Source organism: Caulobacter sp. DWP3-1-3b2 (genome assembly GCF_049896325.1).
Taxonomy (GTDB): domain Bacteria; phylum Pseudomonadota; class Alphaproteobacteria; order Caulobacterales; family Caulobacteraceae; genus Caulobacter.
On the sequence record NZ_JAFCUB010000031.1, the window covers coordinates 20,701 to 35,187 of the forward strand.

General features: G+C 61.8%; 10 protein-coding genes. 8 read left to right on the forward strand and 2 right to left on the reverse strand.

Annotation, left to right across the window (positions count from 1 at the left end; all coding sequences use genetic code 11):
• Positions 1–334 precede the first annotated feature (334 nt).
• A complete protein-coding gene (locus tag ACP7AG_RS16690; RefSeq protein WP_426032188.1) occupies positions 335–1,447 on the reverse strand; it encodes an acyltransferase family protein in 1,113 nt (370 codons plus the stop codon).
• Positions 1,448–1,929: 482 nt separating this feature from the next.
• Between ACP7AG_RS16690 and ACP7AG_RS16695 the strand changes: the two genes are divergently transcribed.
• The 8 genes from ACP7AG_RS16695 (at position 1,930) to ACP7AG_RS16730 (ending at position 12,120) form a co-directional block, all read left to right on the forward strand.
• Positions 1,930–3,309 (forward strand): O-antigen ligase family protein, encoded by a 1,380-nt coding sequence (locus ACP7AG_RS16695; protein WP_426032190.1) that lies wholly within the window; start codon positions 1,930–1,932, stop codon positions 3,307–3,309.
• Positions 3,310–3,452: 143 nt separating this feature from the next.
• On the forward strand, positions 3,453–4,703 hold the full coding sequence (locus ACP7AG_RS16700; protein ID WP_426032192.1) for a glycoside hydrolase family 5 protein: 1,251 nt from the start codon (positions 3,453–3,455) through the stop codon (positions 4,701–4,703).
• 41 nt (positions 4,704–4,744) lie between these two features.
• Entirely contained in the window at positions 4,745–6,271 is a 1,527-nt protein-coding gene (locus ACP7AG_RS16705) for a lipopolysaccharide biosynthesis protein (protein WP_426032194.1), read from the forward strand.
• Positions 6,268–7,392 (forward strand): glycosyltransferase family 4 protein, encoded by a 1,125-nt coding sequence (locus tag ACP7AG_RS16710; protein WP_426032196.1) that lies wholly within the window; start codon positions 6,268–6,270, stop codon positions 7,390–7,392. The genes ACP7AG_RS16705 and ACP7AG_RS16710 overlap by 4 nt, the downstream gene beginning before the upstream one ends.
• A gap of 2 nt (positions 7,393–7,394) precedes the next feature.
• Entirely contained in the window at positions 7,395–8,537 is a 1,143-nt protein-coding gene (locus ACP7AG_RS16715; protein WP_426032218.1) for a glycosyltransferase, read from the forward strand.
• A 16-nt stretch (positions 8,538–8,553) separates the two neighbouring features.
• Entirely contained in the window at positions 8,554–9,030 is a 477-nt protein-coding gene (locus tag ACP7AG_RS16720; RefSeq protein ID WP_426032198.1) for a serine O-acetyltransferase, read from the forward strand.
• A 25-nt stretch (positions 9,031–9,055) separates the two neighbouring features.
• Complete coding sequence (locus tag ACP7AG_RS16725; protein WP_426032200.1) at positions 9,056–10,117, forward strand: glycosyltransferase family 4 protein; 1,062 nt, start codon at positions 9,056–9,058, stop codon at positions 10,115–10,117.
• A gap of 11 nt (positions 10,118–10,128) precedes the next feature.
• Positions 10,129–12,120, forward strand: coding sequence for an alginate lyase family protein (locus ACP7AG_RS16730; RefSeq protein WP_426032202.1), 1,992 nt, complete (start codon positions 10,129–10,131; stop codon positions 12,118–12,120).
• On the opposite strand, the gene ACP7AG_RS16735 is transcribed toward ACP7AG_RS16730, so the two are convergent.
• Positions 12,093–14,102 (reverse strand): acyltransferase family protein, encoded by a 2,010-nt coding sequence (locus ACP7AG_RS16735; protein ID WP_426032204.1) that lies wholly within the window; start codon positions 14,100–14,102, stop codon positions 12,093–12,095. The genes ACP7AG_RS16730 and ACP7AG_RS16735 overlap by 28 nt on opposite strands.
• Positions 14,103–14,487 lie beyond the last annotated feature (385 nt).

Below are 14,487 nucleotides of genomic sequence, written 5' to 3' on the forward strand. Positions count from 1 at the left end.
GGTCTATTCAGCGGATGATGCCGAGCTTGAACCTTCTCTCGCTGGTGGCTGACCGGCGGCGGGACAAGATCGGGCTGCTCCTGAGCAGGGGCAAGCGTAGTGTGCCCTTGCGGTCTGGGGGCATCGACCAGCGCGCCGCCAAACCAAGCGTCCCCCGGGGGGGGGGGGGGGGCGGCTAGATGGAGCGGATCGGGGAAGCGAGGGTGAACGCCGCGCCACCAGCCAGGCGCTTGGAGTCTACCGAGGCGCGGGAGCTGCGTCCAACGCATGCTCTGGTGCGGCGAAGGCCAGACTTAAAAGATCGGCTCAGCCCACCAGGCTCGAGACGAGACGCCTAGGCGCCGTCGGGGTGGATCGACGGCGGGGGTGGAGGTCTTTTCGGGGCGCGGTTCAAGCCCAGAGCCGAGTGCAGATGGGTCGCGCCGGCCCAGAAGAGCCGCGTGAGCGGCTTCTCGATAATTGCGCGCGTGAGAAACCCAGCGGCGATCGACGCCGACACGGCGGTCAGGAAGAAAAGGACGGGTTGGTGCCCGGCCAGATCGGGGAGCCGGCGCGACAAGGTGCCAATGACAAACGTATGGACTAGATAGAGGCTGTAGGAAGCGTCGCCGCCGCGCACCAGAAGCCGTACCGCCCCAAGGGGCAAACGGGTGAAGGCCGCCAAGGTCACGACTCCGGCCGCGGTCACCGCCGCGAAAACCCTCCACCAGACCGAAAGCGGATCGCCTTTCAGATAGAAGGCAATAAGCGGGAGGATCATGGCCGCACCTAAGATCCAGGGCGAAATCGGCCAGGCCACCACGCCAAAGCGAAAACGGGCCAGACCGATGAGAACGCCCAAGCCAAAGAGGAGCAGGATAGGGCTAGTCCAGACCTCTAGGAGGCCTTGGGGCTCGCCCAAGTCGAACGGCGTCCGGAGCACGCATCCCGCAAAGACAAAGCCGGCCAGCGCCGCGAGTACCGCGATGACCCCAGTTCTGAAGCGCAAGGCCATCGTTGCGGCGAACACCCCATAAAACAACATCTCGTAGTTCAGCGTCCAGCCCACGCCGTGCAACGGTCGCATCTGTCCCAGGGTATTGGCGACCGGGATGAATAGGTATGACTTCCACGTCTGTTCGAGCGTGATCGGGTCAGCGTTGATAATCGAAGACAGGACGACCCAGGTGGTGAATAGCCAATAAATCGGCGCCACGCGAACAATGCGCCTCACCAGGAAATCACCGATCGCACGGTCGCGGCCGAACCGCTCCTTGTTGGTGATCAACATTATGAAACCGCTGATCGAGAAAAAAACGTAGACGCCCATTTCGCCCAATAGCCAGGCGACCTCATTGGTGCTGGACGGCAAGGATCCGGCAGAGGTCAGCGCCAGAAGCGTATGGTCTATCACCACGAGCAGCGCGGCGAAAAATCGAAGGGCTTGGATAGACTCGATCTTGTACATGCCATCCATTCAGCCATCCCAATGCGTCAGCTACGCTGCTCACTCGAAATCAGTTCGTCCTTAGCACTCGAAAGCGAGGGCTTGGTGGTGGTGCACCGCTGATTTTTACGATGCTCGTGACGTCATTACCAGCGAGCGAGAATGTTTCTCAATCGTTGGTCGGCGGTGAAACGACACATCGGTGTTGTTGCGAAACCCGCATTGGTCGCTCGGCCGCCCGCATCCAGCCACGAGGCGCGACAGGCGGTTGTTCGGACGCCGCTGCGGCCTGGGCCGCTCGGGGTGACCGAAGCTAGCCGCCAGCCGACAAGAGCGTGTCGTCTTGCGCCGATACGCCTGCCCGAACCGCTAGCGGCCGAGGCAGTCTTTAACTTGATATCGACGAAAATTCTGTCTCATGTAGTCGAGTAAGCAACGCCTTTGATCGACAGACCGGCGATGAATTCCCAATTGGAAGTTATTTAGTCATCGTGGGCGGCGCTGTGATCAAGTCTACCAAAATTGGCGTGCAGCGGGTGAACGGGGCCTGGGCGGCCGTGGCTGCGGCCTTGATCGTTTCGGCCCTGCATTTCGGAATGGGCGCAAACAATCTCGGGTTGTCACTGCTCGCCGCCGCCTTGGAAGCGGGGTTTCTGGCCGTTCTGGTGTGGAGGGACTGGGCCATTGCCGCGCTGCGCGAACGTGCGGCAATAGTGATATGCTTCACCTCGCTGTTTGGTCTTCTTGTGGTCGTGGCCGTGGTGCCCTTGCTGGTCGATAGCGGACCCGTTTGGTTCCGGGGCCTCTTCCCAGGCGCCCAGGCGTCGATCGACAGGCAGGCCACCTTCGTCGAGATCCTCAAACTCCTCGCTCTAGGCTGCCTGTTCGTGGCTGGCCTCGCGATCGGGTCCTCACTTCGCCGGTGCAGGATCATGCTGACTTGGCTGATCTATCTAGCTGCCGGGCTGGCCATTTTCGGCTATGCGATCGCCGCAGTCTGGCCGGATCGAACCCTGAGCCTTCAAGGCATCGCAAATCACGGCCGATTCACCGCCACGTTTGTCAGCGCCAACACTGCGGGGACGCTGTTCGGCTGCATGGCCATGTTGGTTGGCGGGTTTCTGCTGCCCCGGGGCGCGCGCACATCGCGGCGCACGCTTCTGGACAGAAGGCCGGTAGCGACGGCCTTCCTGCTGCTCTTTATCCTAGGCTTGATGACGACGGCGTCTCGCATGGCTGTCGCTGTCAGCTTTCCGGTGGCGGCGGCTGTATTGCTGGTTCGCGGCAAGAGATTGGGTGGCGCGGCTGCGAGGCTTAACCCCGTGGTCGTCGGCTGCGGCGCCATGTTCGCCCTGCTGACCCTGCTTGCTGTCTTTGGAAGCGGGTTGATTGCGCGATTGCCGGACCTAGCGAACGACCTAGGCTATCGCCTGCGCCTCATGCAGGTCCACTATGCTTTCTTTCTCGAGCGGCCCTGGTTCGGCTGGGGCATGGGATCTTTTCACACGCTGAACAACCGGGCGACCGGGGCGGCCGATTTCAAACTGCTGTATGATGTCGGCGCAGCGCACAATGTCTATATCCAGTGGCTCTCCCAAGCCGGCTCGCTCGGAGCAGGGCTCATGGCCGCGATCTTTCTGCTGGCCCTGGTGCTCGTCGCGAGGGGGGCCGCGAAGCGAGGCGAGGCGGGCAATCATCTGGCCGCTATCTTGGCGGTCGGGCTCTTCTTTGCGCTGCAAGGCCTCAGCGACTACGCATTGGAAGTCCCTTCGATGAGCGCCATGCTCGCCTTGTTACTCGGTTCGGGAGTTGGTCTGGCTACGCGGACGTCGCTGGAGAATGACACAGTAGTGCCGCTCAGGGGACGGCCTCTGCCGGCTTAGGCCGTGCTCGACACATCGGCTCGGTAGTATCTCGCCCCAACGTCATTGCTCATCGATCACCATCGGTATTCGTGGTCGGATGGCGCGGAGGCCGACCTTGTGAATTTTCCCGCGCTTACGTTCCGCGGTTGGAGGCGGACCACATGACGACTGTTTCACGACGTTTGGCCATCGGTCTGGTGGTGGCTGCGTACGGGCTGTCCGATGGCGGTGCCGGGGGCGCGGGATCCACAGGCCCGGCGGGCCCGGGTCCTCCTCTGCGCCGCGGCATGAACTTCCACCATGTTCTGAATTGGCCCGAGATGTCGGCGCCGGGGAATTACGTCTGGCCCCCCTTTACCGGCGCGTCTTTTCAGACCTCGGATGGCGAACTGGCCGCTCTGAAAGCCAAGGGTTTTGATTTCTTACGACTGACCCTGGATCCCGCGATCCTCATGGCATCCGCACCGCTTCTCCGGGATCAACTCATCGATATCGTGCTAGGTCGGGCCCAACGCTTCATCCACGCAGGCTTCAGCGTTGTAGTGGACCTTCATCCGGTGGCGCAAAATCCCCGGTTCGCGCCTGGCCAACTGATGAGCGACGGCGATGCTTTCAAAGCGTATTCGAGAATGACGCAGGCGCTCGCGAAAGCGCTTGCGCGTCTTGACCCCATGAAGGTCGCACTCGAGCTCTTTAACGAGCCGCCGCTCTGGCGGCCTGAAGGGCAGGTGCACTGGCGAGCGATGCAGGCTGGACTGCATGATGTCGCGAGGCAAGCCGCAGGCGACGCGCTTCCGATAGTGCTTACAGGCGCTGACTGGAGCAGCTATCGCGCGCTCCTGAGCCTCGATGTCGATCGGTATAGAAATAGTAACGTTTATTATACGTTCCACTACTACGAGCCGCATATCTTTACGCATCAAGGCGTCCAAAAGGAGCAGGAGCGGTACGTCGAGAACCTGGTCTGGCCGCCGGCGCCTGCCCAACGAACATCAGCTGTACAAAAAGCGAAGTTATTGATTGATCGCGACAGCGGATTGTCGCCGGATGGGAAATTGGCTGCTTCACTGACTACGGAGCGACTGTTAAACAGCTATTTCGATGGGGGGAGCGACGCTGAAGGTGTTGAAGCTGTCTTTGCACGCATAGGCGACTGGGCGCGCGCGCGGCGAATAGCCTCGTCCAGGGTTCTGCTTGGAGAGTTCGGCGCGGCCTTGCAGCCAGGGGCGAGCGCCGAGGTCGGCGCTTCCAGGTTAGCATGGCTGCGTGCCGTTCGGTCGGCTGCCGAACTTAACGGATTTCCTTGGGCCTACTGGGCCTACAGAGGTAAGGGCGGCATGAGCCTGGCGACCGAGGGCTCTGCCGCTGAAATTGACACGGGCGTTCTGAAAGCGCTCGGTCTCTCTACTTGACCATGACGGCCAGTCCGCACCTATAAACATTGCAGGGTTTGATGCGTTTTCGACTCGGAAACAAAGCCGACGTAATAATTACCGCTGGCGGCCAGCTACTTCAGCAGGCCTTGACGATCGTTACCGGCGTACTAATTGCGCGTATGCTTGGCGCGGCCGCCTACGGGGTCGTCAATATTCTTCGCAACATCTACACCGCGCTGATTATCCTGGCGCCCGCCGGTCTGGATCTTGCCTTGCTGAAGTTCGTCGGCCGCGAGGAAGACGGCTCCAGAAACGTTGAAGTTCTGATCGGGCGCCTTCGTCTCATCGTGCTGGCCGTGAACGTGATCCTGCTCGGTGGAGGCTGGCTTCTGCTGTCCGGCCCGCTAATGACCCATGTTTACCGGTTCGCGCACTTTGACGTCTTGCTTTTGATAACGTTGGCAGGGGTGCCTATAGCGGCGGATCTGGCGATCATGGGGGCCTATTATCGAGGCCGCCATCGTCCCGGAGTCTTCGCCATGATGACCCTGTATGTCCAGCCAGTCGCACGCCTGACTCTTGTCTTGCTTTCGTTGGCTCTGCTGCCCAACACTACGGCGGTCGTGCTCATCAATCTTTTGCAGGTGGCCATCAGCGGACTGATCGTCACGCTCCATCATAGCCTGGTCCTGTCGCGAGGCGCGCGCGCCGAAGGGTCGGCCGTGTCGGCGGAGAGTTCAGCTCAAAACTGGCGCGAGGCTGCGGGGCTGTTGTCGGAATCGATTTGGATGGCGATGAACCTCTTCGTCTACGGCATGCTGCGCTTCGTCGACATCCTCATGCTCGGCGTATTCGCCTCCGCCAAGGCGGTCGGCGAATACGCGGCGATCAGCACCGTCGCTCAACTCGTGCAGGTGTGGCCGCTGGCGGCCAGTCAGACCTTGGGCCCCACGATCGCTCGCCGGTACCATGAAGGCGACATGGCGGGCGTTAGGTCTGCGCTAAGCGGCTATATTCACATGGCCGCCATCGTCGCGGGCTTCGTCTTCGGGGGCGTGGCCGCCTTTGGTGACCGACTTGACCTGGTGTTCGGCCACAGCTTCCAGTTCGATGCGACGATCGCCTTCCTGATGCCTCTTGGCTACCTCCTCAGCGCGACCTTGGCCCCCATGGGCTATGCCCTGTCGATGACCGGCAAACACAGGACGGAGCTGGCGATCCTGATCCTGGGCGGCGTCGTCCTCGTGGGCCTCTGCGCCGTTTTGACGCCGCGCTACGGTGCCGTCGGGGCCTCGATTTCCGTCGCGCTCACCTTCGCGCTGATCAATGTCGTGCGTTTTGTCGTCGTCGCCCGGCTTCTGGGGTTTGTTCCGGGAAAGCTGCGCGACTTGCTTCCTCCCCTGATCGCCGTGGCCTGCGCATTTCCTTGCAAGGGGCTGCTGGAGAGCCTCCTTGGGAGGGATCTGATCGCGACCATCGCCGCCTGCATGCTGTATTCGCTGGTCTATGCCCTGATTGCCCTGCGGTTCCTGATCAACAAGAGCGATCGCGCGGCGCTTCTAGGCCGGCTGGCCGGCTTCGTCCGCAGGAAAGGTGTCGCATGACAAAGCCCCGCATGCGTGTCTTGGTCCTGGCGCCCCATTTCGCGGAATATACACTGCGGCTGGCGACGAGTTTGGCCGCGCGGGCTGAGGTCATGCTGGTCATCGACGGCAAGAACCTGGCTCAGGAATGCGAAGATGTCCTGGTCAGGGAGGCCCGCCGCGCCGGAGTTCGCACTGTCACCTACCGCTACAGCAGCACGCTGGCTCGCGCGTTTTGGCTTTTCGCAATTCTTGCGCACGCCTGGCTTTTCCGGCCCGAAGTGATCCATGTTCAGGAGCAGGCGGACAAGTCAACCGCGCGGCTTGTCGGGGCGCTCGCGCGTCTAGCTCCGATGGTGTTGACGGTTCACGACCCAGAACCGCATTCGGGCATCGACGCCGAGCGAGCGCGCCTGACGGCGGGCTACCGCGCCGCGATGCGCGGGCTGGCCAAGAGCTTTCATGTCCATGGCGCCTTCTGCGCCCGGCTGATGCGATCGACCCTGCATCCAGAGGACGGCCGCCAAATCGTGCCGACGGCTCACGGCGTCATTCTGACCCCCTCGCTGGAGCGCTTGCTGGCCTCCACACCGCAGCGCATCCTCTTCTTCGGCCGAATGGAGACTTACAAAGGCGTCGAGATCCTGCTCGACGCCTTTGACCTGCTTGTCGCGCGCGGGGTGCCGGTCCAGCTGGCGGTGGCGGGACGCGGTCCGGAGGCGGACCGGCTCGGCGAGCGGATGCGTGGGACGGAAGGCGTCGAACTCTATGCCTCGTTCCTAACCCCGAGCGAGGCGATCGAGCAGTTTCAGCGGGCCAGCGCGGTCATCACCCCTTATCTCGACGCTACCCAGAGTGGTGTTGTCGCCGCCGCGATCGCCAATGGGCGGCCGTTGGTGGCAAGTCGAGTGGGAGGGCTTATCGACGCGGTCGGAGACGGCGCCGAAGGCCTCCTAGTCGAACCGGGCGATGCACGGGCGCTGGCAGCCGCCATCGCATATATTATCACGGACAGAACACTCCAGACAAGGCTGGCTGGGAACGCGCTGGCGGCTGCCGGGACGAAGTTTAGTTGGAATGAGATCGGGGCGACGATGATGGAAGTCTATGAAGCGCTGCGCGCGAAAGCGACGAAGGCTTGACCGTGGAGGAGCAAGCGAAACCGACAGTCCTGTTTTTCCTGTCGGGTCTCGATGTCGGCGGCGCGGAGCGACACACGCTCGATCTGCGCGCCAGGTTGATGGATCGCGGCTGGGACGTGCGGCTGATGGTCTATGGACCGCGGACCTCCCCGGCGATGCGCGAGCTGCCTGGCGCCAAGGACGCCGTGATGTTGAATCTCAAGGGCATGTCCGACATGCGCGGCTGGGGTGTTGTGGCGAGGGCGCTCAAGGCGCAAAATGTCGATGTCGTCATGGGGATCAACCAGGCGCCGGCGATCGTGACGGCCATACTGCGCTTGTTGGGGGCTACCCGGGCCAAGGTCGGCTGCGTCTTCCATACGACCCTGCTGCGGTCGGAAGAAGAGCGGCGACTGCCTCTGTTCAAGTTGGCTGCCCATCTCATGGACGTGATGGCTTATGTCAGCCGCAACCAGGCGGCCTATTGGTCGGGTCGGGGTCTTCGCGCTAAGCACACGGTGACAATCCCGAACGGTGTGGACGCGGCTCGGTTTTCGCCCGCGAGCGACCCGCTGGGCGCCAAGGCGGCCTTGGGATTTGCGGCCTCCGACGTCGTGATCGGCATGCTGGCTGCGTTTAGACCGGAAAAGAACCACGACCAAGCGGTCCATGCGCTGGCGGCGCTACGCGCGCGCGGAATGCCCGCGAAGTTGCTTTGTGTGGGAGACGGTCCCACTCGCCCTGACATCGAAGCGCTTGCGACCGAGCTTGGGGTCAAGGACCACATCACATTCGCGGGCGAGCAGCGCGACGTCTCGCCGTTCGTGGCGGCCTTTGACGTGGGCTTGCTTCCAAGCCTGCGCGTGGAAACTTTTTCCCTGGCGGCGCTGGAGTCCTTGGCGTCCGGCGTGCCGATGGTGATGTCGAACATCGGCGGCGCCTCGGAAATCGTCGAGGACGGCCGCAACGGTTTCCTTTTCGAAGCCGGCGATCTTTCCACGCTGGTTGATCGACTGTTCATCTTCAACGATCTTGCGGCGCGCAAGACGATCCAGGCGCTAGCGCGGCCCTCGATTGAACGATATTCGATTGAAGCCATGGTCAGGGCGTATGAACGGATGCTTATCGACGTGGCCAAAGACCCGGCGCGGCTCCAGAAAGAATAGGGAACGAGGCCGCGCCATGGCGATTCTGAACCAGATCCAACGTCTGTCCAACCGGCTTCACAAGGTCAAGCTCTCGCCTTTGTCGCGGCTGTTGGACGGCGTGTCGCGGTTCGTGTTCTCGGCGAGCGTCCCGGGCCGCGCCGAGATCGGGAAGGGCGTGTTCTTTCATCACGGTGGATTGGGCGTCGTGATCAATAATCGCTCGGTCATAGGCGACGATTGCGAGATCGGCGTTCACGTCGTGCTGGGCGGCAAGGCTCCGATCGTGGGGGCGCCTAGGCTGGGACGCGGCGTGATCGTGCATGCCGGCGCTAAGATCATTGGTCCAGTGACGATTGGTGACGGGGTGATCATCGCCGCGAACGCGGTTGTCGTCGAGGACGTGCCGCCGCGCTGCATGGTGGCTGGCGTGCCCGCGACTATCAAGCGTCGCGACATCGATGCGCGGCTCTACAGGCATGATGCCAGTCCGCACGGGGCGCCGAATGACTAAGCCAGCCAAAACCCCCCTGACCATTATGGTCGTCACGCCCCTCGGCAAAGGCGGAAAGGGCGGTATCGATCGCATCATGGATGGGGTCGGCGACGAACTGGAAGCGCGACCTCGCGCTGATATCGAAACGCGCACAATCGTGACGCGGGGTCAGGGCTCGCTCCTGGCGGTGCCGATCCTGACCCTGGCGGCGATAGCGCGCATTGCTCAGGTCAAGCTGAGCGGGCGACCTAGCGTGGCTCACATCAATCTTTCATCCCATGGCAGCGTGGTCCGCAAGCTGCTCGTGGCTCGCGCCGCTTATGCGCTCTGCGTGCCCTACCTAATCCATCTGCATGGATCGCGCTTTCGGCAATATTGGGACGGATTGGATTCCCGGCGCGCGGATCGTCTGCAGCGAATGTTCGAGCGGGCCGCCAAGGTCATCGTCTTGGGTGAGGTCTGGCGCCATTATGTGCTGCAGAAGGCGCCCCACGCCCGCGTCGTCATTCTCCCGAACGCCACCCCGGCGGCGCCCCAAACCCAGATCGGCGAAAACGAATGTACCCGCATCCTTTTCCTAGGACGGGTGGGCAAGCGCAAAGGGGTGCCGGAACTCCTCGACGCCCTGGCTATCCTGCGTCCAAATCCCGGTTGGTCGGCGATCATCGCTGGCGATGGCGACGTTGAAAGCTCGAAGGCCCGGGCGCTCACGCTGGACCTCCAAGGCCGCGTCCACTTCACGGGCTGGGTGGGTCCGGACCAGGTCAGCCGGCTCCTGGCGGAATCGGATGTTCTGGTCTTGCCGTCGCACGATGAAAATCTGCCGATGTCCGTAATCGAAGCCATGGCCCATGGGCTTGGCGTCGTCGCGACCCCGGTTGGAGCAGTCGAGGACATCATCAAGGACGGCGTGACCGGCCGCCTCGTCCCCGTCGGCGATGCGAAGCGGCTTGCCGAGGTTTTGGCCGAACTCATCGGCGCGCCCGAGACGATCAAGGTGCTTGGAGCGCAGGCCAGGTCGTTCCACGCTCAACATTTGGAAATGAAGCTCTACGTCGAACGGCTGAGCCTAATCTGGAAGTCAGCCGCCGGCCTCAAGGTCTGACAGGAGTTTAAGTGTCCCTCACCTGGTATGTGCGCCGCCTGTCGAGCATGAGTCCCGCCGAGCTTAGCCACCGCGTTCTCGAGCAGATCAAGCGTCGAGCATCGCGGCGCCGCACCTATGGTTGGGCTGCGTTCGCCGACGAGAGCCGGTCCGTGCCGCGGTTATCCGGGCTTGGCGAGGCGCTTCGCGAGGGCGCGTCGCTGGACCGGCGCGCCGAGATCGAGGCGGCCGCCAAGCGCGTCCTTGCTGGCGACTTCTTCGCCCTGGGTGCCTACTGGCCGCGGAGGTCGCCGGAGGCGCTGTTTCCCCCTGACGTCTGGGCGCTGGACCCGATCACCGGGCTCAGCTGGGACAACGATCAGTTTTGTTTCGATGTCCCCTACCGGCATGAACGGTCCCTCGGCGATGTCAAATACGTTTGGGAATTCAATCGCCTACAGTTCTTGCAGCCGCTCGGGGCGCATGTCGCGCTGACCCAAGATCCCAACGCGCTGCGGGCTCTGGAAGAGGCTATCGGCAGTTGGCATCGAGCCAATCCTCCCTTCCAGGGGTTGGGCTGGAACTCGGGTATCGAAATCGGCCTGCGCGCGGTGACGCTGGTCATAGTGTCGTCGCTCTGCGGCGATCAGCTGTCCCCGGACGCCCTCCGGCGCGTCCGCGAGATCCTGACCGCCTCCCTCTATTGGCTCCGACGCTATCCCTCGCGCTTCAGTTCGGCGAACAACCACCTGATCGCCGAGAGCGTTGGCGAGTATCTGATCTGCCTTTCGATGCCTTGGATACCGGATGCGGCGCGTCACGGTGCGCATGCGGCACGTGTTCTCGAGACCGAAAGCCAGAAGCAGATACTCGCCGATGGCGCGCCGGCCGAGCAGTCGCCGACCTATGGCGCCTTCAGCGTGGAAATGCTGTTGCTAGCGGCCTGGGCTGGCGCGGCCGCCAATGCGCCGCTCGCGGCCAGCGTCGAGCATCAACTCAGGAAGTTCGCTGATTTCGTCCTGTGGATGACCAATGCAGACGGGAAGACGCCAGCGATCGGCGACGATGACGAGGGACGGGTCATCACCCTCTGCGGCCACGAGGACACCTATGCCGACTCTGTGGCAGCGGCGATCTTGGGTACCTTCGAGCGCTCTGGCGTGGGGGGCTTGGTCTCGAGGGCCCGCGTGGAACTTCGCGACACCATCTTTTCATCGCCCGCAGGCGATGGCGAGGTGGAGGAGGGGCTGCGCACCTTTCCCGATGGCGGCTACACGATCGTTCGTGAAAAGAGGGCGGGACGAGCCACGCGTCTGGCCGTCGATCACGGCCCCTTGGGCTATCTCTCAATCGCAGCCCACGGACACGCCGACGCCAACGCCATCATCCTGACAGTCGATGGAATAGATGTCCTGGTTGATCCCGGAACCTATCTCTACCATTCGGGCGGCGCCTGGCGAGATTGGTTTCGAGGGACGCGCTCGCATAACACGATGACCATAGCCGGTGTCGATCAGAGCCTAATTTCCGGACCCTTCAACTGGTCGCACAAGGCTCTGGGGCGGCTCGACTCGGTGGAGAGGCGCGACCAGGGCTTGGATTGGCGGTTGCGGACCTCGCACGACGGCTACCTGTCGCGCTTCGGCGTAAGGCACGTGCGTGTTCTGGAGCCAAATGATCAAGGCTACATCATCCACGACCGGCTGGAGCGCCAGGGCGCGCACGCAAACCCTCACGTTGAGCTGGTCTTCCAATTGGCGGCCGACTTACAGATCACCGAGGTCATCGGGGGCTATCGCGTCGAGAAGGGCGGGGCGCCGCTGATTGAAATTCTTCTAGACCCGTCGGGCCAAACGAGCGTGGCGAGCGGCGGCGCGCTCGGCGAAGGCGGCTGGGTGTCCCCGAGCTTCGGCGTCAAAATACCAGCCCCAAGGATCTCATGGCGCGGCCTTGTGCCCGATGATGGCGTCAAGACGTCGTTCCGCATGCTCGGTGGCTATCTTGCCGAAATGACGTCGAGATAGCCGAAGCGCGGCGTTTTCACGACGCTTGCGCGGATGTGGTTGGAGTCAACATAGTAGGATCGGTTCATCGGATCGGTCAGCGGGCACTGGTCCGTGGAACAAAGCCACGGAGCCGGATCGACCACTCGGGCGTCCAACTGCTGCGCGAGGGCCATGAGACGGCGACGTGATTCGGCCGACACGGCGTCCACCTCCGCGCGCGGCAAGTTGCTCACCGAAGCGATCCCTTGGCCCCAAAACAGTCGTTTGCGGATCTCGCGAGGGATGTCGAGCCGCGAATAGGGTGTCGGCAGCAGAATGACGACTTCACCGCCCTGCGCCTTAACTAGCGATAGCCTGCGCGCCAACTTGTCGAAGGCCGCGTCGAGCGCGCGAGAATATGCGGCAGGGTCGGCCTCCACCTGACAACCGTTAGGCCCAAGAAAGCACAATTGGTTGGCGTTCGCCTCGTCGTCGCGGCTGGGAGCCTCTAGATAGACCGGCCAGAAGGCTGCCAGCACCACCCGTCGGTAGCGGCCGGACGTTGCGATGGTCAGAGCCTGGTCCACGAACTGATCGCACTGTGAACCGGCTTCGCGAGCCTTGCGCACACCTGGCAAGGGCGGGCAACCTCCTAGGGTCAGGAACGTGTAGGAGCGGCCTTGAGGGTTGGCCGCAAAGCGCGGGTACAGCATCTCAGCGTGGGAATCGCCAATGAAAACGATGTCCTTATTAGGCTCTCCTACCACGCAGGGCTTGACCTTCAAGCTGGTTCGATCCCACGAACACTTTTCGGGGAAGGCCCGGTCACTGCTCGCGGCGGCGTAATCCTTGATCAAGATTGGCGATACCGAGCGACGAGTGGGCAGGCCGTCGGACAGGGCGACGACGACGCCGAAGCCAATGGTGACCAGCCACACCGCCCCTAGGCCGAAGATGCGGGGATGCACGTACAGACGCGTCTGGGACCCATCGCGGCGGCCCTGGAACGGCTTTTCGATCAGCTCGTATGATAGGTAGGCGAGCACGAATATAATTGTCATGAGCGCCAGCTGTGAGGCGATCGTGACCGGCAAGTTCAGATACCGGCTCAGGACAAGGACCGGCCAGTGCCAGATATAGATGGAGTAGGACCAAGCGCCCAAGGACTTGATCACGGTCTGCTGGGCCCATCCGATGTCCTTTTGCCGGGCGATCAAGACCAAGCTGCTCCCAAGGACCGGAACTGCGGCCCAGTAGGATGGCCAGGGTGTCGCGGGGTTGAACCTGATGATGGAGAATGCAATCAGCGCCAGACCGATGAAATGGACGACCATGAGGTTCACCCTCCGGGCGGGCGCGGTAGACGTCTCGGTCGCCGTGCTGCTTAGTGCGTGGGTCGCGACCAAGCCGCCGATGATCATTTCCCAGGCGCGGAAAGGCAGCAAATAAAAGGCCGCAGCCTGATGGGTAGTCGTGAACCAGATCCCAAGGGCTAGAGAGGTAACGAATCCGGTCCAAAGCGCAATTTGCAAAGTGTAGCGACTGTTGGACAGGCGCGAAATAATCATTAGACTTAAAGGATATATGAGATAGAATTGCCACTCGAGGCTGGTTGACCACGTATGAAGCATCCACTTAGTGTTTGAATTGGAATCAAAATACCCTTGCTCGCGAAAGAATTTAAAATTTGAGACGAAAAAATCGGAGCTAAGTGTATCAAGCGCCAAGTCTCGATAGGACTGCGAATCCAACACAAAGAACCCGATGGCCAGCATGAAAAAGCCCATTGCGGCCAAAGCTGGAACAATCCTTCGCGCACGGGCTCCAACAAAGCCCCCTAGTTCGAAAGACTTGTTTTCCAGACCATTCAAGATGATCTTTGTCATCAGAAAGCCGGATATATTATAGAACACATCTACGCCGGCAAATCCTCCTTGAAAGCCGGCAATGTTAAAGTGAAAAAACAGCACGGCAATGACTGCAATGGCACGCAGCCCGTTGATATCGTGCCTATGTTCCATTAGATCCTCGTATACAAGTCGCCGGCAGGCTACCTCCGCCGCGCTACCAGCTCCATATCTTCAGGATAGGATGATGACCAACCTTAAATAAACGGTGTCGAAAAGATTATTTTCGGCCCCTTGGGGTGCCTGCTTCTGCCGTGGTTGGCTGTATTGTGACAAGGGAAACGCAGCAGCGCGCAGCTTGTTGGCACCCTTCGGCGATTTATTTGAAATAGGTTGCTGCCTGCAGCGGTTGCGCAGGCTATTTCGGCCTAACTGTCGGCAATGAAACCCGCATTCAGAGCAGCCAGGGCGCTGCCGCCGCCGCCGTCTTATACACCGGTCACGATGGGTTCAGCGGCTTCGCTTCATAGTCTCACTAGTGGTGAGATTCACTCGCTTG

Bases quoted from the DNA above. Each gene is read 5' to 3' on its own strand.
- ACP7AG_RS16690 (WP_426032188.1), bottom strand. From the start codon at position 1,447: ATGTACAAGATCGAGTCTATCCAAGCCCTTCGATTTTTCGCCGCGCTG.
- ACP7AG_RS16700 (WP_426032192.1), top strand. From the start codon at position 3,453: ATGACGACTGTTTCACGACGTTTGGCCATCGGTCTGGTGGTGGCTGCG.
- ACP7AG_RS16705 (WP_426032194.1), top strand. From the start codon at position 4,745: ATGCGTTTTCGACTCGGAAACAAAGCCGACGTAATAATTACCGCTGGC.
- ACP7AG_RS16710 (WP_426032196.1), top strand. From the start codon at position 6,268: ATGACAAAGCCCCGCATGCGTGTCTTGGTCCTGGCGCCCCATTTCGCG.
- ACP7AG_RS16720 (WP_426032198.1), top strand. From the start codon at position 8,554: ATGGCGATTCTGAACCAGATCCAACGTCTGTCCAACCGGCTTCACAAG.
- ACP7AG_RS16725 (WP_426032200.1), top strand. From the start codon at position 9,056: ATGGTCGTCACGCCCCTCGGCAAAGGCGGAAAGGGCGGTATCGATCGC.
- ACP7AG_RS16735 (WP_426032204.1), bottom strand. From the start codon at position 14,102: ATGGAACATAGGCACGATATCAACGGGCTGCGTGCCATTGCAGTCATT.